Source organism: Neobacillus sp. BP17 (genome assembly GCF_059579525.1).
In genome coordinates this window covers 207,213-227,500 of sequence record NZ_CM184198.1, presented here as the reverse complement: position 1 = coordinate 227,500, position 20,288 = coordinate 207,213, and the positions used below count along the sequence as shown (strand labels likewise).

At 40.3% G+C, this 20,288-nt stretch carries 18 protein-coding genes and 3 tRNA genes; 5 read left to right on the top strand and 16 right to left on the bottom strand.

The window, feature by feature from the left end:
- Positions 1-23: 23 nt before the first annotated feature.
- From AC4QJR_RS01220 to AC4QJR_RS01205, 4 genes are all read right to left on the bottom strand, one after another.
- Positions 24-95: transfer RNA gene (locus AC4QJR_RS01220), tRNA-Glu, on the bottom strand.
- Positions 96-106: 11 nt separating this feature from the next.
- Positions 107-197, bottom strand: a tRNA-Ser gene (locus AC4QJR_RS01215).
- A gap of 3 nt (positions 198-200) precedes the next feature.
- Positions 201-275, bottom strand: a tRNA-Asn gene (locus tag AC4QJR_RS01210).
- 106 nt (positions 276-381) lie between these two features.
- A complete protein-coding gene (locus AC4QJR_RS01205; RefSeq protein WP_098576633.1) occupies positions 382-855 on the bottom strand; it encodes a SprT family protein in 474 nt (157 codons plus the stop codon).
- A gap of 87 nt (positions 856-942) precedes the next feature.
- Between AC4QJR_RS01205 and cmpA the strand changes: the two genes are divergently transcribed.
- Positions 943-1,056, top strand: coding sequence for a cortex morphogenetic protein CmpA (gene cmpA, locus AC4QJR_RS01200; protein ID WP_088085061.1), 114 nt, complete (start codon positions 943-945; stop codon positions 1,054-1,056).
- Positions 1,057-1,269: 213 nt separating this feature from the next.
- On the opposite strand, the gene AC4QJR_RS01195 is transcribed toward cmpA, so the two are convergent.
- From AC4QJR_RS01195 to acpS, 6 genes are all read right to left on the bottom strand, one after another.
- Positions 1,270-3,444, bottom strand: a complete 2,175-nt coding sequence (locus tag AC4QJR_RS01195; protein ID WP_496525017.1) for a Tex family protein — start codon at positions 3,442-3,444, stop codon at positions 1,270-1,272.
- 182 nt (positions 3,445-3,626) lie between these two features.
- Complete coding sequence (gene ndoA / locus AC4QJR_RS01190) at positions 3,627-3,977, bottom strand: type II toxin-antitoxin system endoribonuclease NdoA (RefSeq protein ID WP_007083556.1); 351 nt, start codon at positions 3,975-3,977, stop codon at positions 3,627-3,629.
- Positions 3,978-3,981: 4 nt separating this feature from the next.
- Positions 3,982-4,263 (bottom strand): CopG family ribbon-helix-helix protein, encoded by a 282-nt coding sequence (locus tag AC4QJR_RS01185; protein WP_007083557.1) that lies wholly within the window; start codon positions 4,261-4,263, stop codon positions 3,982-3,984.
- Positions 4,264-4,523: 260 nt separating this feature from the next.
- The gene (gene alr / locus AC4QJR_RS01180; RefSeq protein ID WP_496525016.1) at positions 4,524-5,699 is read right to left on the bottom strand and encodes an alanine racemase; all 1,176 of its coding nucleotides are present in this window, start codon (positions 5,697-5,699) and stop codon (positions 4,524-4,526) included.
- Between the two features lie 160 nt (positions 5,700-5,859).
- The gene (locus AC4QJR_RS01175) at positions 5,860-6,873 is read right to left on the bottom strand and encodes a LolA family protein (protein ID WP_098576636.1); all 1,014 of its coding nucleotides are present in this window, start codon (positions 6,871-6,873) and stop codon (positions 5,860-5,862) included.
- Positions 6,874-7,362: 489 nt separating this feature from the next.
- Entirely contained in the window at positions 7,363-7,713 is a 351-nt protein-coding gene (acpS, locus tag AC4QJR_RS01170; RefSeq protein WP_496525015.1) for a holo-ACP synthase, read from the bottom strand.
- A 99-nt stretch (positions 7,714-7,812) separates the two neighbouring features.
- Between acpS and AC4QJR_RS01165 the strand changes: the two genes are divergently transcribed.
- The gene (locus tag AC4QJR_RS01165) at positions 7,813-8,541 is read left to right on the top strand and encodes a rhomboid family intramembrane serine protease (protein WP_496525014.1); all 729 of its coding nucleotides are present in this window, start codon (positions 7,813-7,815) and stop codon (positions 8,539-8,541) included.
- 70 nt (positions 8,542-8,611) lie between these two features.
- On the opposite strand, the gene uvsE is transcribed toward AC4QJR_RS01165, so the two are convergent.
- The 4 genes from uvsE to AC4QJR_RS01145 all read right to left on the bottom strand — a co-directional run bounded on the left by uvsE (position 8,612) and on the right by AC4QJR_RS01145 (position 14,273).
- A complete protein-coding gene (uvsE, locus tag AC4QJR_RS01160; RefSeq protein WP_496525013.1) occupies positions 8,612-9,577 on the bottom strand; it encodes a UV DNA damage repair endonuclease UvsE in 966 nt (321 codons plus the stop codon).
- Positions 9,578-9,668: 91 nt separating this feature from the next.
- A complete protein-coding gene (cshA, locus tag AC4QJR_RS01155; protein ID WP_098576640.1) occupies positions 9,669-11,168 on the bottom strand; it encodes a degradosome RNA helicase CshA in 1,500 nt (499 codons plus the stop codon).
- Positions 11,169-11,744: 576 nt separating this feature from the next.
- Entirely contained in the window at positions 11,745-13,124 is a 1,380-nt protein-coding gene (locus AC4QJR_RS01150) for a UDP-N-acetylmuramoyl-tripeptide--D-alanyl-D-alanine ligase (protein WP_496525012.1), read from the bottom strand.
- A 75-nt stretch (positions 13,125-13,199) separates the two neighbouring features.
- On the bottom strand, positions 13,200-14,273 hold the full coding sequence (locus AC4QJR_RS01145; protein ID WP_098576642.1) for a D-alanine--D-alanine ligase: 1,074 nt from the start codon (positions 14,271-14,273) through the stop codon (positions 13,200-13,202).
- A 216-nt stretch (positions 14,274-14,489) separates the two neighbouring features.
- Between AC4QJR_RS01145 and AC4QJR_RS01140 the strand changes: the two genes are divergently transcribed.
- Positions 14,490-15,152, top strand: coding sequence for a sulfite exporter TauE/SafE family protein (locus AC4QJR_RS01140; RefSeq protein ID WP_496525011.1), 663 nt, complete (start codon positions 14,490-14,492; stop codon positions 15,150-15,152).
- A 50-nt stretch (positions 15,153-15,202) separates the two neighbouring features.
- Here AC4QJR_RS01140 and AC4QJR_RS01135 read toward each other — a convergent pair whose 3' ends face one another.
- Complete coding sequence (locus AC4QJR_RS01135) at positions 15,203-15,979, bottom strand: hypothetical protein (protein ID WP_375377345.1); 777 nt, start codon at positions 15,977-15,979, stop codon at positions 15,203-15,205.
- A gap of 228 nt (positions 15,980-16,207) precedes the next feature.
- On the opposite strand from AC4QJR_RS01135, the gene mgtE reads away from it, so the two are divergent.
- Both mgtE and uptA read left to right on the top strand, forming a co-directional pair.
- Entirely contained in the window at positions 16,208-17,566 is a 1,359-nt protein-coding gene (mgtE, locus tag AC4QJR_RS01130) for a magnesium transporter (RefSeq protein ID WP_496525010.1), read from the top strand.
- Between the two features lie 133 nt (positions 17,567-17,699).
- The gene (gene uptA, locus AC4QJR_RS01125) at positions 17,700-18,293 is read left to right on the top strand and encodes an undecaprenyl phosphate transporter UptA (RefSeq protein WP_496525009.1); all 594 of its coding nucleotides are present in this window, start codon (positions 17,700-17,702) and stop codon (positions 18,291-18,293) included.
- A gap of 87 nt (positions 18,294-18,380) precedes the next feature.
- On the opposite strand, the gene AC4QJR_RS01120 is transcribed toward uptA, so the two are convergent.
- Entirely contained in the window at positions 18,381-20,207 is a 1,827-nt protein-coding gene (locus AC4QJR_RS01120) for an APC family permease (protein WP_496525008.1), read from the bottom strand.
- Positions 20,208-20,288 lie beyond the last annotated feature (81 nt).

The following is a 20,288-nucleotide window of genomic DNA, read 5'->3' as shown; positions in this document are numbered from 1 at the left end:
TCAAGGTCACTCCCCGTCCCAAATGACCCCTACGGGACTCGAACCCGTGTTACCTCCGTGAAAGGGAGGTGTCTTAACCGCTTGACCAAGGGGCCTAAAATTCCTATGGCGGAGAAGGAGGGATTTGAACCCTCGCGCCGGTCACCCGACCTACACCCTTAGCAGGGGCGCCTCTTCAGCCTCTTGAGTACTTCCCCATATGGCTCCGCAGGTAGGACTCGAACCTACGACCGATCGGTTAACAGCCGATAGCTCTACCACTGAGCTACTGCGGAATAACTTCTTTCAACAAGTCGATTACCTTATCGACTCTTTACATTATAATGACGATACAATAGAAAGTCAACAAAATTATGAAGAAATTTTTTTCGTATTTCTACTTTACCCTAAGGTTATTTCTTTTACTTTCATCAATTTCCCTTTGCACTTTCCACACACATATCTACTAGTATCAATGCTTCTTTTCCGTCTGTATAATTGCTGACATTTCGTACATTGATACAGAAGGATCTTATTAGATTTTCGCGTTACTTTCATATCTGGAAGTTGTGCACAAAATCGCGGTGCACCAACCATTTTTAATAATTGCTTAAAGTCTTGGTCCTTATGCTGATACCCCTTCCCTTCCAGGTGAAGGTGATAATGACAAAGTTCATGTTTAATAATCCCTACCAGTTCTTTTTCGCCAAGCTGGTCGTAGTACTTTCTATTGATTTCAATATTATGTGTGCTAAGAAGGTATCTGCCGCCCGTTGATCTTAGTCTTGGATTGAAGAATGCCTGATGCAAAAACAGCTTCCCAAATGACTCAACAGATATCTTTTCAACCAGTAATTGAAGTTGTTGTTGTTCCATTTTGGGTCCCTCTCTTTCTATGCGAACATGACAACCTATTATAGCATATATTGTATATACCCTTAGTACTTTTCGGGAGGTTTTATTATGCCAACTTGGTTGCAAAACCAAATGAAAAGAGCTTTCTATGAGAAGGATCGCTATCAGATCAAGATGCTAAACCAGTGCTGGTTCTTTTACAGAAAAAAACACTTCTCTTAAGATATGGAGAAAAATTTAAAGTGCAGAGCAGCCTTTGGTTTTGCGCTTTTTTGTTTTTTGCTCTGTTAAAACTAAATGTTGTTTTAACTGCGTTTGGAAAATAAAGAAAGTATTTTCACCGCTACTAAAATCAAAGACCAAATCGCTAGGCGAGATGGTCTTCTATCAGCCATGATAATCCTCTTTGGTCAGCAATAAACCTGGTACCCACTACTATTTCGATGGCGCCAGCATCGTTAACGCAACCCGGCCTTTTTTCATATCAACCGAATCTACCCATACGGTGACAACATCCCCTACTGATACAATGTCCAAAGGATGCTTTACAAAACGATTGCTAAGTTTAGAAATATGAACAAGCCCATCCTGCTTCACACCGATATCGACAAACGCACCGAAATCAACCACATTCCGAACTGTACCTTGCAATTCCATTCCAGCGCTAAGGTCCTCAAGTTTTAAAACATCTTTTTTCAATAGAGGGCGAGGTAATTCATCACGTGGGTCACGTTCCGGTCTTACCAAAGCATCAATAATGTCTTTTAGGGTCAACTGACCAATAGCAAGTTCCTCTGAAACAGATGTTAAATCGAGACCATTTAGGGCTGTTTTCAGCTCTTCCGAACCAAGGTCATCGGTTGTAAATCCAAGACTCGCTAATAGTTTCTTTACTTCATCATAATTTTCCGGATGAATCCCTGTCCGATCAAGCGGCTGTTTACCATCCAATACACGCAAGAAGCCAATCGCCTGCTCATAGGTTTTCGCCCCAAGACGCGGAACTTTCTTTAATTGAACCCTACTCGTAAATTTCCCTTCCTCTTCTCGCTTTTTAACAATATTATTTGCGGCTGTTTTGTTCAGTCCAGCTACATATTGTAAAAGTGATGGAGAGGCAGTATTAACATTCACACCGACCTGGTTAACTGCCGTTTCAACCACAAAGTGTAATGATTCTGATAATCGTTTCTGGGAAACATCGTGCTGGTATTGACCAACGCCAACAGATTTCGGATCGATTTTCACTAATTCTGCTAATGGATCCTGCAAACGACGAGCAATGGATGCCGCACTTCTTTCTTCTACCTGCAGATTCGGAAACTCTTCTCTAGCTAGTTCAGATGCAGAGTATACACTTGCTCCCGCTTCATTGACGATTAAGTAGAAAATCTCCTCATCCATTTCTTTTAAAATATCGGCAACAAACTGTTCTGTTTCCCTTGAAGCTGTCCCGTTTCCGATCGCAGCCATTTCTACTTTATAGTCACGGAGGATGTTAATAAATTTTTCGCGGGCTTCTTTTGTTTTTGAAACAGGTGGATGTGGATAGATCACATCAATTTTCAAAACTTTGCCTGTTTCATCCACCACTGCTAGTTTACAGCCCGTCCGATAAGCAGGATCAACTCCAATAACCACTTTACCTTTTAACGGTGGCTGCAATAGTAAGTTCCGAAGATTTTCAGAGAATATATGTATGGCTTGCTCTTCACCTTTATCCGTTAATTCATTCCTAATTTCGCGCTCAATCGAAGGTTGAATCAGTCGTTTGTAACTATCTTCCAGTGCCTCTAGTACAACAGGTGCTGCCGGTGAGTGCTGGGCACGAATCCACTTTCTCGACAAATATGTTAAAATTAAATCGGCATTCATTTTTAAGGATACTCGCAAAATATCTTCCTTTTCCCCGCGGTTTAGCGCGAGAGTCCGGTGTGGGACAATTTTATTGATTGGTTCCTCATATTCATAGTACATTTCATAGACGTTTTTCTCGTCTTTTTCCGCATCTTTCACTACCGATACAACAGAACCAGACTTAAACGTTTCCTTACGAATCCATTTTCGGCTTTCAGCATCATCCGAAACCCGTTCAGCAATAATATCTTTGGCTCCTGAAATGGCATCTTCCACAGTAGAAACTTCTTTTTCCTCTGATAAGAATTGTTTTGCTTTTTCCTCAATCGATTCTTTTGAGCATGTCAGCAGCCATTCAGCCAATGGTTCAAGCCCTTTTTCCTTTGCAATCGTTGCTTTAGTCCGTCTTTTTTGTTTATAAGGTCTGTATAAATCTTCAACCTCTTGAAGCTTCTCAGCCTTAGTGATGGCAGAGCTTAGTTCGTCAGTTAATTTTCCTTGCTCTGAAATAATGCGGATAACCTCTTCTTTTCTTTGCTCGAGGTTTTGGACATATTGCCAGCGGTCTAAAATATTTCTAATTTGGACTTCATCAAGTGCTCCTGTCATTTCTTTACGATAGCGAGCTATAAAAGGAACTGTATTGCCTTCATCTAATAATGAAATTACACTCTTTACTTGTTTAAAAGATACTGCTAACTCAGCAGCAATTTTCTTTAACAACTGATCATCTTTTACGATTGTATTATTCACAAAACTTGCCCTCCATTCCTTTTATTCTATTGTAGCAGAATAAACTTTCCGTTTCATTAAACGGCCATCCTCACATTTTTTTCAAAAAAAATAGGCAAGCGTAATGCTTGCCTTAGCAAATTTAAGAATGAGGACAGGATATGTATGAAAAAACGCTCTTTCTAAAAAGAGCGTGCTTTAAATTAAAATTCGATGAGACCCAGGCTTACCTGCAAGGCTTCATCCACTTTCTCCATCATTTCGTCATCGAGATGGGTGATTTTATCGGTTAACCGCTGCTTATCAATTGTGCGAATTTGCTCTAACAGAATGACCGAATCTCGTTCAAATCCGTAGCGCTTCGCATCAATTTCTACATGAGTAGGAAGCTTGGCTTTTTGAATTTGAGCTGTAATCGCTGCAACAATCACTGTGGGACTAAACCGATTCCCGATGTCGTTTTGGATGACAAGTACAGGTCGGACGCCGCCTTGTTCAGAACCAACAACTGGGGATAGGTCCGCGAAATAAACGTCACCACGTTTGACTATCAAAGGATTATCCTCCGCTTACAAGACGTTCAACTGTGTGTTCTGCCTCATATTCTGCTAAAAATGCTTCTGATGCAATCCCTAGATTAATCTTGGCCATTTCCATGTATCCACGTCTCATCGACTCGCGAATTTGTCTCTTTTTACGTTCGCGTAAATACATTTTTGTTGCCTGGTAGATAAACTCGCTGCGGTTTACATTCTCTTGTTTCACAAAACCATCTAATTCAGTTAAAAGATGTTGCGGTAACTTCACTAAGATTTCCGTAGTTGCGCCGGATTCAGACACAAACATACACCTCCACCATCACTACACACCATTTTTATCTAACCAGAATTCCTTCTGATGCATAAACGCCACTACACATGATGAATCGCCTTTTTAGCCTGTTTCACACAGTGAGTTTCATTTATTATCTGTACCATATTTAATAATAACATTAATCGAACCTATTGCATAGACTAATTATAATACTACTGTATTATAATCCAATAAAAGACCCTTTTATGCACAAATCACCGCAATATCATAAATATGATGTAAAAACTTTATTTAGGCCTATAATTTTCGAGAAGATAATTTTTTAAATCGACAACTTTCCCTCCCTTTTTATAAAGACGCGGAACCCGACTGGCAATGATACAGGGGACCTCATAATTAATGGTTTCTAGTTTTTTGGCAATTTCATTGATTGAAATAAACTGGTTCTCCTGAGCGCCTATTAATGTGACAGGTGTCCCAATTGGAACATGATATGGCAGGCGGACCATACATTGATCCATACAAATTCTACCGACAATTGGTGTCCTCTTCCCTTCTACAAGCACTTCTTGCCCTTGCAGTTTGCGTATCCAGCCGTCCGCATATCCAATTGGGATTGTCCCAATCCACTCTTCATCATCAGTTTCATAGGTTGCCCCGTAACTCAATTTTTCACCCTTTGGCATTTTCTTAACATGAACAAGTCGAGTTCGAAGGGAAAAAGCCTCCTTTAGCTGGAAGGGAATTTTATCTTCCATCTCCAATGAAGGGGTTAATCCATACATCGCAATCCCAACCCGGACTGCATTAAAATATGTCTTTGGAAAGCGCAAAGTTGCTGCACTATTGCTAGAATGAACATATTTTGGTTTTTGTTTTAGTGCGGAAACCATACTTTCGAATAAAGCTAATTGCTGGTACATATAAGTTTCATCTAGTTCATCCGCCGTCGCAAAATGAGTAAAAATCCCTTCTAGTTGAAATGGGCTATGTTCAGAAATCATTTGTTCGACGGTAATTAATTCCGATACACTCCGCACGCCTATTCTCCCCATGCCTGTATCTACTTTGATATGAAATGAAATTCGATCTTCCGCCTTTACATATTTCAATGCCTTTTCTAGCCATTCCTTCTGAAAAACAGTAAGGGTGATATCAAATTTTGCTGCCACTTGGATATCTTCAGGACGAGATGCCCCCAAAACGAGGATAGGCGCTGTTATTCCTTTATTCCTTAGAGCGATTGCCTCATCCATAAATGCAACAGCAAGATAGGCAGCCCCTGCTTCTAGTGCTGTTTTTGCCACCTGAACATCACCATGCCCGTATGCATTAGCTTTCACAACCGCAATCACCTTTACTTGTTGAGGCAATTGTTTCTTAATGGAGGTAACATTGGCAGATATACAATCTAAATCGACTTCAGCCCATGTATCACGATAGAAAAAACCTTGTTCTTCCATGTTCCCACTTCCTAATAGCTTAATTAATTATTTCCTTATTATCACAAAATTATCATACTACTGTTGTGAAGTACAAACAAATAAGAAAAGTGCAAGCGCCCTGGCGCTGGAGCTAGACATCAAAAAAACAGGCCCAATATGAGCCTGCTAGCTAAATGATTTATTTTACGGCTTCACCTTGGACAGATGCAGCCACCTCAATTAACTCTTCTTTCGTTAAGTTCTTTGAAGCAATCATGTAATCTACACCATTATGCGACCATGAGATCGAGTGGTCCGAAACAGCCCCAATGGTCATCCCTAAGTCGACTATATCTCCTTCAACATAGGTTGGATTGGCGGAAGCCGCTTTGGCCGTAACTTTTTCCTGAACAAGAGTAAATGATTTTTTACCATCGTAGGTAAGGACTACTCTTTTCCCATCTTCAAGCGATACATCTTTTTCCTCAATTAATTTCGTTCCTTTTAATTCCACGGTTGGATACATAACTGTAAAGGCATCATCGCCGCCGTCCGCCATGGCTGGCAAATTGAGCTGTGCACGTGTCATATTCTTCTTCATATCAAAATCGTCCTTGTCAAAGCTCGCATTAAATTTCACTTTAGAAAACTCTACCGTTACAAGGGCATTTCGATCCGGATCCATTACTTTTACCACCGCAGGAGATAAGTCACTTTTATTTAGTTTAATCTCTTGGAAAGGCAGCATTGTATTGTTTTGATAACGGGTTTTCGTTTCAAATACATAATATTGTTTTGTGGTAGTGAATTTTGCGCTTTTATCGGCAACAATGTCCTTAATCAGTGATTCATACAAGTAGGCCTGGCTGCTGTTTTGCGGCCAATCGCTTTGGAAACGGAAGCTCTTATTCAGTGCAGGTGTCAGAACAAATACGCCTTGATTATTCCTTAGTATCATCTGACTTTGGTCCTTTTGGGCATTTTTCAAATTCACTCGATAAAAGGTAGGATCCTTGTGCCAAATTTCCACTTTATAAACTTGTGAATCTGAACCCATTTTCAATGTCATTTTTGCATTTACTTTGTAGCCACTTAAGTCATCCAGTTTCCCAGTTAGCTCTTTGACTACATCACCTTGTGATTTAGAGCCACAGGCAGCTAGTACAAAAATGACCATTAGCCCCGTAATTAGCAGCAACAACTTTTTCCTCATTCCTTCAACCCCTTCTTGTCTCATTTCATATGATTATGGAGAAGAGAAAGGCAGGGGTCAGGCACTGGAGTTTGCTTATCCAAAATGACCATGGCTGACCTTGTCTCTCCTGTTTCCCTATGAATATATGAGACAACCTTTGGGTTTATGATAAGGAAGTTGCCGAGCTATTTATTTTTTAGGTTGCTTTAACTAGTCTGTTGATTTCCGTTCCAGGCACAAGCGGTTCGCGGGCGTGCCGGGGAGCCTGTCCAGCTACAGCGCCTAGCCCCTCGAGGTCGCTTCGGTCCTGACGCTGAAGTCAAAGAACGACTTCAACGTCAGGACCTCCAGCGCTTGTCGGGGCTGAACAAGGCGCTTCCGCTTTTCCTTCTCCTCGTCGCTTTGCTCCTGCGGGGTCTCCTCTGCCCCGTACTCCCGCAGGAGTCTTCGTGCCTTCCACTACAATCAACAGAGTGCAAATATCAATTTCACCTTAAAAATTAATTCCTACTCTTCTTCAATTGTTACTTGCGCTACGGCATATTCTTTACTATGTGAAATGGATAGATGGGCCCGGACTTCAGGCTTTGCAATATATGGTTTTCCTGAGCTGTCATTGTCAATTTCAATATCTTGAAAGGATAATTCCTCACCAATCCCCGTTCCGTTTGCTTTTGAAAAGGCTTCTTTTGCTGCAAATCGTCCTGCTAAAAATTCTACTTTCCTTACAGACGATAACTCCGCAAATTTCTGCTGTTCTTTTGGGGTTAACACGCGGTCGACAAACTTCTTTTGCCTGATAAGGATGGTCTGAATCCTAGAAAGTTCAATTATATCGATTCCAATCCCTTTAATCATTCTTCATCTTCCTTCTATTTGTTATATGATTAGCATAAGTAATAGTGTACAAGAATGGAAATTCGTCAATAAATAGTATGAACTCAGGAGGTGTAAGTGATGTTTACGAGAACGGAGAGCTTTCGCGATTTTATCCGCCTTTACCCAATTGTTTCAATTATTGTTACCATTCATTTAGGATTATATCTGTTAACTAGTTTACCAATCTTCCCAAACAATTGGTTCTTTGAACATCTTTCTGGAGTAAATCTTTACATTATGGAAGGGGAATATTGGCGGCTGATTACACCGACCTTTATGCATAGCGGGTTCTCCCACACGCTTTTTAACAGCTTTTCACTCATACTCTTTGGACCAGCACTTGAGCGCATGCTTGGCAGCGGGCGATTTTTATTTATTTATCTTCTCTCAGGATTCATTGCCAATGTTGCTACATTACTGCTCGAGCCGCTCACTTACACACATGTTGGCTCAAGTGGAGCCATTTTTGGACTGTTTGGCTATTATCTTGCGATTATTATGTTCCGGAAACATATGCTTTCCAAACAGAATTCACAAATTATCCTTACCCTTTGTGTCGTTAGTTTGATTATGACCTTCCTGCAGCCGAACATTAATATTACCGCCCATCTATTTGGCTTACTTGGCGGCTTCTTGCTAGGAGCCTTTCCCTATTTTAATAAAAAGGAGCTTTCAGATTCGATTAAAGGTACCGCAAACTGGGCCAGCAACAGGAAGAAAAGCATTTCATACCAATCCCCTTGGAAGGTTCTCATCTGGGCCGCCATTATTATCATTGCCATTATTGGTTTACTTGCGCAAAAATAACAGGGATTTGCAGTCGAATGATCTTTCACTGCGATCCCTATTTCTTTGCCCAACTTCCCCTGCCGCCCCTTTATTCCATCATAAAACTCGATTGGTCAATCCACATAATTCCGTCTCTTCCTTGTAAATCCTCTGCAAGTTGGAAAAGCGCCGCATCTTTATGCTTCGCCTCAATCATACAGTGAATTTCAGGAACGGTCCCTTTAATTTGCCGTAAAAACCTCAGAAACATTTGGGAGTCAATTGTATCCGCATGTGCTCGAAAATCCTTTTCGGAGCGCGGACTGGAAATATGCATCTTGATTGGCAGCGGAGACTGGGTCCAGGTTGAAACAATCCTCCCCCAGTCCGCCGCCCATTCTTCTTCCTCATGGTGTGCAAGGTGATGATGGTAATCAAACACCATTGGAATGCCTAACTTTTCACATAGATAAAGGGTGTCTCTCACCGTAAACGTCGTATCATCGTTTTCGAGCATAATCATCTGCTGGATGGATGGGGAAATATAGGCCCAATTATGAATAAACTGCTCGAGAGCTTTCTCCTTATCGTTATAACCACCACCAACATGAAGTACACACCGATGTTCGGGATCAATCTCCATTCCTTTTAGCAAGGCTTTATGCATGGCGAGCGTTTTTAAGGAATTTTTTAATATATCCTTATCCGGTGTATTAAGAACGACGAAATGGTCCGGATGGAAATCAATCCGAGCTGGGTGTTCCTTTATATAAACAGCTAGCTTCTTGAGTGTATCCTTTAAAGGACTGATATAGTCCCAATCCAGTAATTCCTCATGATTAGCAAGCGGAATGAGTCGTGAGCTGAACCTAAAAAAGTGAATTTGATTGCCTGCATTATGTTTTAAAAGACGCAGACAATTTTCTAAGTTTGAAATCGCAATTCTCTCTATTTTACGAATTGCTGCGTCCCGGTCTTTTATTTTTTCAAATTGAGCAAATGTCATCGTTTGCGAAGGGGAAGCATTCTGAAGCTCCACACTCATTGCCACATAACCGAGTCGTACCAACGTCATCATCATCACTCCAGCGGATTGTGTTTATGTTTACTATTCCCTTTTAAGCATAGAAAAAAGCATGAACGAAATCGTTCATGCTTCACGTTTTTTAGTGATTAAATGTTCTTGGCTTTGATGATGGTTTACCGCCGCCGCCAGTTCTTTTTTCACCACTGCGTGGTCTTGCAGGCGCTTTTTTGCGATTATTATCGCCACGGTATGAACCTGAACCTCTAGAATCATCTCTTCTTCTACGGTCACGGTCGTTATACGGCTTTCTTTCTCTTCTTTGTGGAAGCTGTTCTTCTGTTAACTTAATTGGTGTTGTATCCGGCTCTTTCGTTAACATTTTCAATACAGCTGCGATAACGGTTGATGCATCATTTTCTTCCAGCAATTCTTGCGCTGCCGCTTTATAATAATGTAAATTGTTTGATTCAATCGTTTGGACGATCTTTTCTACAACCGCTTTTTGTTGGCCTTCTAACGCCTCATCAAGGGTAGGAGCCTTCATTTTATCCATTTTGCGTTTTGTAGTTTTTTCCACAACCGCAAGATAGGATTTTTCACGTGGTGTAATAAAAGTCATCGCTACACCTGTTTTACCAGCACGGCCCGTACGTCCTATACGGTGAACATAGCTTTCTGGATCCTGTGGAATGTCAAAGTTGTATACATGGGTAACTCCAGAAATATCTAGACCCCTTGCAGCCACGTCAGTAGCAACAAGAACATCAATCGTACCTTCTTTAAACTTGCGAAGGACAGAAATCCGTTTTGCCTGACTTAAATCTCCGTGAATACCTTCCGCTGTATAACCTCTTAAAGTTAAAGCTTCTGATAATTCATCAACACGGCGCTTTGTCCGGCCAAACACAATCGCAAGCTCTGGTGATTGTATATCTAAAAGTCTTGTTAACACATCAAATTTATTTCTTTCTTGAACCTCAAGGTAATATTGTTCAATGGAAGGTACAGTCATTTCTTTTGTTTTCACACGAACAATTTGCGGTTCCTTCATGAACTTTTCAGCCATTCTTTGAATTGGCCCAGGCATGGTTGCTGAGAAAAGTAAAGTTTGGCGTTCTTCTGGTGTTGCAGCAAGGATGGATTCAATGTCTTCAATGAATCCCATGTTTAACATTTCATCCGCTTCATCAAGGATGACGGTGTTAACTGTATCAAGACGCATTGTTTTTCTGTTGATATGATCCAATACACGTCCTGGTGTACCAACAATGATATGTGGTGCTTTCTTTAATGAGCGGATCTGGCGGCTGATATCTTGCCCGCCATAAATTGGCAGTACACGCACCCGTTTGCCCGAACCAAGTTTATAAAGTTCTTCAGACACTTGAATCGCAAGTTCACGAGTCGGCGCAATAATAATCCCTTGAATAGCATCTGCTTTAGTATCAATTTTTTCAACCAATGGAATTCCAAATGCAGCTGTTTTCCCTGTTCCTGTTTGAGCTTGCCCGATCAAATCAATTCCTTTTAGCCCCAACGGAATAGTTTCCGACTGAATTGGTGTTGCTTCCTCAAAACCCATTTTAAGGACAGCTTGTAAAGTAGCCTGACTTAGGCCTAATTCTTCAAACTTTGTCAATGTTTTCATTCTCCTTCATCTATGTGAAAATATTTTTGAGAGCTGAATATTTTCGCCTAATACTCAGAAAAGCGGTAGCGCCTGCTCGGATTGAGGCGAAAAGCGCTGGAGGGCCTTAAGGTGAAGTCCGTTATGGATTCATCAAGAATGGATTCCTTGATGAAAAAGGATATAGATCATCTAAGATGAAATAGGTTTTTATTTCATCGGGATGGAAGTGGATAGTTTATCTTCATCTTAGGCAGGACCGAAACGAATCAGGTCCCCATGGCGCTTGAGCTGACACGCATCAAAATGCCGTAAATAGGTAACATCTTTATTTTACCAAAAAAAAACATCCTCCCTCAAGGAGTATGCCCTTTAATCATCGTTCTTTAGACACGTTGATGAACATCATACCACTCTTGCTAGTATTTTGCAATCAAGACAAGTTTGTTACATTCCCAAACCAATCTTATTACCTCATCAAAAAGTCTAATGCAAAAATGAAAGGGCACCTTCTCACACAAAGGGGTTCTTTTTTATTTTTCATTTCCCAGCTTGAAATCATTCATGATCTTATCAGTTTTAATTTCCTTAATTTACCTGTAAGGCAGTGACAATTTCTTCTAATTTCATTCCTCTTGATGCTTTGATAAGAACTAACGTTTGATGGTCTACATGTTGCCTTAATTCCTGAATGAGTGCTTCTTTTTCTGTAAAAGCAAAGACTCTTTCTTGCCCTAAAACCATTCTAGCCTTATTTGCAATATGTATCCCTAAAGTCCCATAAGTGAACAGGAGATCTACTTTTTCATTGTTTAAGGCTTCTCCTATTTGCTGATGATATTGTTCTTCTTGTGGGCCAAGTTCTAGCATATCCCCTAGGACAAGGATTTTTCGTGCATAGCCTTGAAGATTCGATACTAATTCAATGGCAGCCATCATTGAGGTCGGGCTGGCATTATACGCATCGTTAATTATCTTTTCGCCCTGTTTACCTTCAACTAGTTCCATCCGCATATTGGTCAGCTGAATATTTTCCAGCCCCTCATTCATTTTTTCAAAAGGAATCGAAAAATAATTAGCGATTAGCATCGAAGCAAGTGCATTTAAAATATTATGTGTTCCGAGTACTGGAAGTTCAAACGCAGTCTCTGACATGTTAATTCTAAACCTATTTCCATTCTCTAGCTGCTTAATTTCAGTGGGATATAAATCATTTGTATCGTTTCTCCCAAAAGTCTTCACCTGGATATTTCCTTTGTGCTCTTGAATTCTTTCCATAAGCAGCGGCTCATCACCATGGAGAACGGCTAGTCCCCCTTCTTTTAGCCCCTGTAGAATTTCAAGCTTTGCCTCTGCAATTCCTTCTCTGGAACCTAGGTCAAGTAGATGCGATTCGCCAATATTGGTAATTACGACAGCATCCGGACAGGCAAGATTTGTTAGAAACTCAATTTCTCCCCGGCCGCTCATGCCCATTTCGAGGACGGCAATTTCAGTGTCCTCGTTTAATCCTAAAACAGTTAACGGAAGACCGATATGATTATTATAATTGCCTTCTGTCTTTAGGACCTTGTATTGTGTTGATAGAATACCCGCTGTCATGTCCTTAGTTGTTGTTTTCCCGTTGCTTCCTGTAATGCCGACTACTTTTACCGCTAATTGTTTCCGGTAGCTTCTTGCTAATTCCTGTAAGGCAACAAGGCAATTTTCTACGATCACTATCGGCAAGTGTAATGGAGGATTGGGCACATCCTTTTGCCAAAGAGCCGCTTCTGCTCCTTTACGGATCGACTCTTCGACATATTTATGTCCATCGGCATGTTCTCCCTTAAAAGGGATAAATAAGTTCCCTTTTTCAATTTTACGTGAATCAATACATACACCCGAGATTATTGTATCAGCAAACGAAATGATAACGTCCTTGGCAGGAATCATCTCAGCAATCTGTTTTAACGATCGTTTTATCATGGATATCCTCCTTCTTTGACTTTGAATAGGTTTTAAATACAAACGGACACGGCATTACAGCCGTGTCTCTGTTTTTTAGAAAGTAAACTTAATCTGTTGCTTCTCAGCATGCCTTTCTTTAGCAAGTTGAACTAGCCGCTCGATCAATTGCGGGTATTCTAACCCCGTGTGCTTCCATAAGAGCGGGAACATACTAAACGGCGTGAAGCCAGGCATTGTGTTTACTTCATTAATCAACGCTTTCCCATCTTTAGTCAAAAAGAAATCCGCACGAACTAAACCAGAACAATCTAAAGATTTAAAGGCTTTAATCGCCATTTCTTTTAGCTGCGCGTATTCCTCGTCAGTAATGTCAGCTGGAATGATTAGTGCGGTATCTCCGCTTTCATATTTTGCTTTGTAATCGTAGAAGTCCTTCTTCGGAACAATTTCACCGGCTACTGAACATTCAGGTTCATCATTTCCAAGCACCGCCACCTCAATTTCACGGGCAACAACGCCTTCTTCAATAATGACTTTGCGGTCAAATTGAAAGGCTTCAGCAAAGGCTGCTTCTAATTCAGCGCGATTGGTACATTTGCTGATACCGACACTTGAACCTAGGTTCGCCGGCTTCACAAAGCAAGGGTAGCCAAGTTCTGTTTCGACCTTGCTATAAGCCTCAGCTTTAGCTTTCTCCCACTCACTCTTAATAAAAGCTACATAGTTCACTTGGGCAAGCCCTGCTTGCGCAAACACATTTTTCATCATGACTTTATCCATACCCGCAGCCGAAGCAAGCACTCCATTGCCAACGTATGGAAGGTTTAGCAATTCCAATAAGCCTTGGACGGTTCCATCTTCCCCATTCGGACCATGTAACAACGGGAATATCACATCTAATGTTTCCTGCTTTTCCGCTTGGAAAAGTGTTGGGGCTAATGATAAAGGTGATAACTGATTCCCCTCTGAGAATTCGAGCGCCTTTACGTTTTCTACCGGCTCACTTAATTGCGGTCCTTTAATCCAGTTTCCTTGGGTATTTATGTAAATAGGATGAATGTCAAATTTCTCATGATCTAACGCCCGAATGACAGCTAATGCCGTTTGCAGGGAAACTTGATGTTCTGCTGATTTTCCTCCATATAATAAACCTAATTTTGTTTTCATACGAAACCTCCATTTTCTCATTCACGGTTATATTTTAACACTTATTTTAAAAAGAAAGGAAATGTAGTCATTCGAGTTTTTAAGTTTTTTCCTACCAAAATATTTTATGATTGCTACAGCTTGCTTAAAAACTCATGCTGGCAAATTTGGCAATTTTCTATACTTATTTTATTTATCCTGTATAATTGTGTTGAAACTTTTTTTGGAGGCGAGCTGATGACGGGAACACTTTTGTCGATATTATTATTAGGCTTTTTGCTAGGAATTAAGCATGCGATCGAGCCTGACCATGTTATTGCAGTATCCACGATCGTGAGCGAATCAAAAAATATAAAGCGCTCCGTCTTTGCAGGTGTCTATTGGGGGATTGGGCACACTGCTACGCTCTTCCTTTTCGGAATGATATTGATTGTCGCCAAAAATACAATCACAGATACCGTCGCCTTGAGCCTGGAATTTATCGTAGGGATCATGCTCGTTAGTCTCGGCCTTAGTAGTCTTTTATCTTTTATGAAACATCGTCATCCACATCCCCATCATACCCCAGACAAAGAAACAAAAGGCCGTACCCATCTTAAATCCTTTTTCGTCGGTCTCATTCATGGGCTTGCAGGCAGTGCAGCTATGGTTTTATTAACAATGAGTACCGTTTCGACTGCATGGCAAGGTGCTTTATACATCCTTATCTTTGGTTGTGGCACGATTGTTGGAATGCTTGCCTTTTCAACGGTTATCGGAATCCCATTTGTGTTAACATCAGGGAAGCAAGTGAATAGATATTTGAACAGTCTCGCAGGCATTGTCAGCATATTATTCGGAATTTATTATATGTATAACTTAGGTGTGAACGAAGGATTATTTAGCATGTGGTTCTCATAACAAACAGTCCCACCCAAATGGAGTGGGACTTATTTTTAAAGCCTAAAGATTTAGACAACGTTTAACTTCCATTCTTTTGTTTTTTTATCAAAAATGATTTTTGCATGACACGGTTTCGATGAGACTTGCTCATATTCCTCCACCATATCATCCATATTGGCGAAATCGCCAATCACCCAAATAGGAATTTCAATACGCGTCCGTTGATGGTCGGAATCTCGTAACGAAATACAAATCCCTTCCTTAATGAACGGCGTTAGGGACAGAAGGATTTCTTTATTTACTTGTGGATAGGTCTTTTTCTTTCGAAAGCCAAGAATGGACTTTTCAACTTTAAGATCCCCTAGTTTCCCTGCAATCACTTCACTTAAAACATGGAAGAAATCCTTGAAGCTTCGGTAATAGGTTTTGTTAAACCAGCCATCATCTTGAGCCAAATAAACAAAACGGTTACCTAGTTTATTATAAAAAGGTAATTTCAAATGGTGCTTTAGATGACCTAAGTATAATAGTTCAGCGATTTCCTGACCTGTCAGTTCATTCAACACATCTTCCTCAATAAAGTCAATCCAACAGAAATTTCCGTAACTATAGACATCTTCCCCTGCCAATTTATTAATTCTATCATCTGGACAATATTCAAGTTGGGTATGCATATTAAAATCAGCATCATCAAAGCGGTGCGCAAGTAATAGCAAGGGATTTAATGAACCTGAAAAAGCAGCAGCGAATTCAGCAAATTCGATGCCGGAAGACATTACATACTGGTCTGTTTGGTTTAAATGGACATAGATGAGATCCTGTATGTCTTGATGATGCTTTTTCAATGCAAAACTCCTCCGTTCAACACATGAAATGATTTAGTCAATACTTCCTTATTTTATCAAATAATAGTCCAAATAGCTTATTTCAATTCTTTTACAAATAATAAGATTGATTAACACATACTAGATTTATGATTATTGGATTATTATTTGTTAACTTTCCTTTTTCATCTATATTTCTTTTGTAAATTAGAATTTATGCATTAGCAAGATAAGGAGCTGGTTTCATCCATGATTAAGGATATGACTCAAGATGAATTAAGTCTTTATATCATAAAAACATTAAAGGAAAACAGAAAAACGGAATTTGAAAATATACTTGATGAACTCCAGCCCTATGATATCGCTAAGATTTACGAGGATTTACCTGAAAAACATAAAGGGAGATTTCTCCTATTTTTAAAATTTGATGTTCTTGCTGATTTAATGGAAGAACTTGAAAAGGAAGATCAGCTTGGCTTATTAAATATTTTAGGAATTGAAAAGTCTAGTAAGGTCCTTGATTTAATGGATAATGATGACCTGGCGTCATTACTGCATGAATTATCGCCCGAGAAAAAAGATTCCCTTCTTTCAGGAATGAAGGCCGAGGAGTCTAATGCTGTTCAAGATATTATGAAATATCCACCAGAGACGGCCGGCAGAATCATGACGAATCGGTTTGTTTGGATTCGCAGCTCTTATACGGTTAGGGAAGCGGTTGACAAGTTTAAGGTGTTCGCTGAATTTGCCGAATCCATTAACTATCTATACGTTATTGATGAAGACCGGAAATTGGTTGGCGTCGTTTCTTATCGTGATCTACTCTTAGCAGAGCTAGATGAAAAAATAAGGACCATTATGTATGAACGGATCATTTCTGTTACAGTCGTGACAGACCAAGAGGTTGTAGCGCAAATCGTGGAGCGCTATGATTTCCTAGCCATCCCCGTCGTCGATGAGAATAATGTCCTCGTCGGGATTGTCACTGTGGATGACATTATTGACATCGTAATAAAGGAAGCCAATGAAGATATTGAAAAATTATCGGCATCTGGAAAATCCATTGACTTTGAAACAAAGACTTTAGTTGCAGCCGCAAGAAGGCTTCCATGGCTCATCTTGCTTTTATTTATCGGTGTGGTTTCAGGAAGAATTATCAGCAGTTTTGAAGATACGCTAAAGCAAGTAGTCGCGCTGGCCTTTTTTATGCCGATGATTGCCGGCATGACTGGAAACACAGGGACACAATCGCTGGCAGTTGTAGTAAGAGGATTGATTTCGTACGATATTGATAAAGGTGTGATTGCACGATTAATTGCAAGGGAATTGGGTGTTGGGATTACCATTGGTATGACTTGCTCAATTTTGATTGCAGTGATTGCATATATTTGGCAGGGAAGTCTCATTTTAGGGGCAGTAGTCGGCAGTTCTCTATTTTTCACGCTCATCATTGGAACACTTGCAGGGACAGTTATTCCGCTTATTCTCTTTCGTTTAAAAATTGATCCTGCTGTTGCCTCAGGACCCCTAATTACCACTTTGAATGATATATTTTCACTGCTTACCTACTTCGGGATTGCCACCATGTTTTTAAAATATCTCATGTAGAAAAAAATCAGTGAATTGTTTTTTGATTTTTTAGGAATGTCCTAAAGAAAGGGACCATATTTATTTCTTAAATAGACAATCTGGTTTACACTAGGAAAGGAGATACTAACATATAGTTAAGCGAAGGTGAATTATGACAGATTTTATTAGTTCGATCTTGGAGTTTTTATCACAATTGGGCTATTTCGGCATTGCGATAGGATTAATGATAGAGATTATCCCGAGTGAAATTGTTTTAGGCTATGGCGGTTATATGATTTCGCAGGGACATCTTAATTTTATTGGATCCGTCATTGCCGGGACCATAGGCGGAACACTTGCACAGTTATTTTTATATTGGGCCGGTTATTACGGCGGCAGACCTTTTTTAGAAAAGTACGGAAAATATGTGCTAATTAAAAAGCATCATATCGATATAGCTGAACAATGGTTTGAAAAATATGGAGCCGGTGTTATTTTTTCAGCACGCTTCATTCCTGTTGTCCGGCATGCGATTTCCATCCCAGCAGGTATTGCTAAAATGTCAGCAGCCAAATTTACGCTATTCACGGTGGCAGCTATTATTCCGTGGACGATTCTATTCCTCTACTTAGGTAAAGTCTTAGGCAGTAACTGGGCACATATTAAAGAGTATGCACAACCCTACGTAATGCCCGCCATTATCGGAGCAGTTATTCTAGGAGCCATTTATTTTTTAGTCAAAAAGACAAAGAAAACCACCGACTAAATACCGGTGGTTTTGCTTTGCTTAAAATTTTCTTTGCGCCTCAGTAAAGCGCCTGGAGCAGAGATCAAAATCCCAAATTAAAATGTGCTATTTTTTGAAATGAAATGGGAGTGTTGACACAATAACCCTCTTTTTAAAAATAAGATAGGTACGAATCAATAAACTTGATTGGTTGTGCAAAATATTGTGCCAGTTTTTCTTTGTTATAAATTGCGGAATCAATACGGTCACCCGATATTGGTTTTCACTTGCTTTATGTTCTACCGTATCGATAAACTTCGATAGAGGAATCAGTACACTTCGGTAATGCGACTGTAGCGTAACGAGCCTTACATCCGGCTGCCATTGCTTCCATTTTTCTTCGAAACGCTTTTCGTCCTCACGATCAAACGACACATACACCGCAAAGATTTGATTCGTTAACGATTTGGCATAATTGATTGAGTTTTCAACAACCTTAGTAATCCCGGCGACAGGGACAATAATAACATTTCCCTCAATCGGAGGCGCAGGATCACCTGGATGGATTCTTAATTGCTCGCCAACTGCTTCATAATGATGATTTATCCGTTTGAAGGCAAACACGATGATGGGTAAAAAGATAACCACAAACCATACTTGGCTAAATTTAGTTAAAAAGAAAATGATTAATACAGCTAAGGTAATCAGGGCACCGATTAGATTGGCAGCGAGTTTTGCCACCCATCCAGCCGGCCTTTCTCGTAACCACTTTATGATCATCCCCGATTGCGACAAAGTGAAGGGGATAAATACGCCCACTGCATAAAGTGGAATTAAGTGCTCTGTTTGACCTCTAGAAAAAATAATCAGCAAGATGGAGCCTACTCCTAAGGAAACAATCCCGTTAGAATACCCCAGTCTGTCTCCCCTAATGGTAAACATTCTTGGCATATATTTATCCTTGGCAAGCGCATATGCTAATAACGGAAACGCAGAGTATCCAGTATTAGCCGCCAGAACTAATATAAGTGCGGTCGTACCTTGGACAAAGAAATATAGGTAATTACGTCCAAAAGTCTCTTTTGCTATTTGTGAGACGACCGTTTCGTCATGCTTTGGTGAAATTCCGTAATAATAAGCCAGGAAAGTAATACCCGTAAATAACAAGGCGAGCAATGTCCCCATTAAAATTAATGTTTTGGCCGCATTCTTTGGTGCTGGGTCTTTAAAACTTGGAATGGCATTCGAAATGGCTTCCACCCCTGTTAACGCTGAGCATCCTGATGCAAAAGCACGAAGCAGCAAGAACAGTGTTATTCCTTGAACCGGCGTCCCGATGGCTGCCTGTTCAACAGTTGGTGAGACATCGCCTGTCATAATTTTAAAAAGACCCACACCAATTAAAATAAACAGCGCTACAACAAACAAATAGACAGGATAAGCTAAGATTGATGCTGACTCCGTTATTCCACGCAGATTGAGAATGGTAATAAAGACTACCAGAACGCAAGCGATTCCAACGGTATGCTGGTGTAAAATTGGGAAAGCCGACGTGATCGCATCCGTACCAGCAGATATACTTACCGCTACCGTTAATATGTAATCAACTAAAAGGGATCCCCCTGCAATCAATCCTGCTTTCTCACCAATATTCTCTTTCGAAACAATATAGGCCCCGCCGCCCTGGGGATAGGAATAAATAATTTGTCGGTAGGAAAGGATTAACGCAGCTAATAGAAATAATACTCCAACAGCAATCGGAACTGAGTACCAGTAAGCAATAACACTAACCGTTGCTAACACAATCAGAATTTGTTCAGTCCCGTAGGCCACAGATGATAGGGCATCGGAGGATAGTATCGCTAAAGCCTTTAGGATATTTAATTTTTGTTCGCCTAGTTCCGTTGATTTTAACGGCCGGCCGATTAAGAATCTCTTAAAAGAAGAGAGCACTGGATTCACCCACCACATTTGAAGTAAAATTACCGATTGATTTTAACACAACACCATTTTTATATGAAGTGTTTTATTTTT

What these genes read in the sequence shown, in the direction of transcription:
- cmpA (WP_088085061.1), top strand. Translation starts at nt 943, where the DNA reads ATGCCAACTTGGTTGCAAAACCAAATGAAAAGAGCTTTCTATGAGAAG.
- AC4QJR_RS01205 (WP_098576633.1), bottom strand. Translation starts at nt 855, where the DNA reads ATGGAACAACAACAACTTCAATTACTGGTTGAAAAGATATCTGTTGAG.
- AC4QJR_RS01140 (WP_496525011.1), top strand. Translation starts at nt 14,490, where the DNA reads ATGACGGGAACACTTTTGTCGATATTATTATTAGGCTTTTTGCTAGGA.
- acpS (WP_496525015.1), bottom strand. Translation starts at nt 7,713, where the DNA reads ATGATTAAAGGGATTGGAATCGATATAATTGAACTTTCTAGGATTCAG.
- uvsE (WP_496525013.1), bottom strand. Translation starts at nt 9,577, where the DNA reads ATGACGTTGGTACGACTCGGTTATGTGGCAATGAGTGTGGAGCTTCAG.
- AC4QJR_RS01175 (WP_098576636.1), bottom strand. Translation starts at nt 6,873, where the DNA reads ATGAGGAAAAAGTTGTTGCTGCTAATTACGGGGCTAATGGTCATTTTT.
- uptA (WP_496525009.1), top strand. Translation starts at nt 17,700, where the DNA reads ATGACAGATTTTATTAGTTCGATCTTGGAGTTTTTATCACAATTGGGC.
- mgtE (WP_496525010.1), top strand. Translation starts at nt 16,208, where the DNA reads ATGATTAAGGATATGACTCAAGATGAATTAAGTCTTTATATCATAAAA.
- AC4QJR_RS01150 (WP_496525012.1), bottom strand. Translation starts at nt 13,124, where the DNA reads ATGATAAAACGATCGTTAAAACAGATTGCTGAGATGATTCCTGCCAAG.
- alr (WP_496525016.1), bottom strand. Translation starts at nt 5,699, where the DNA reads ATGGAAGAACAAGGTTTTTTCTATCGTGATACATGGGCTGAAGTCGAT.
- AC4QJR_RS01165 (WP_496525014.1), top strand. Translation starts at nt 7,813, where the DNA reads ATGTTTACGAGAACGGAGAGCTTTCGCGATTTTATCCGCCTTTACCCA.
- AC4QJR_RS01145 (WP_098576642.1), bottom strand. Translation starts at nt 14,273, where the DNA reads ATGAAAACAAAATTAGGTTTATTATATGGAGGAAAATCAGCAGAACAT.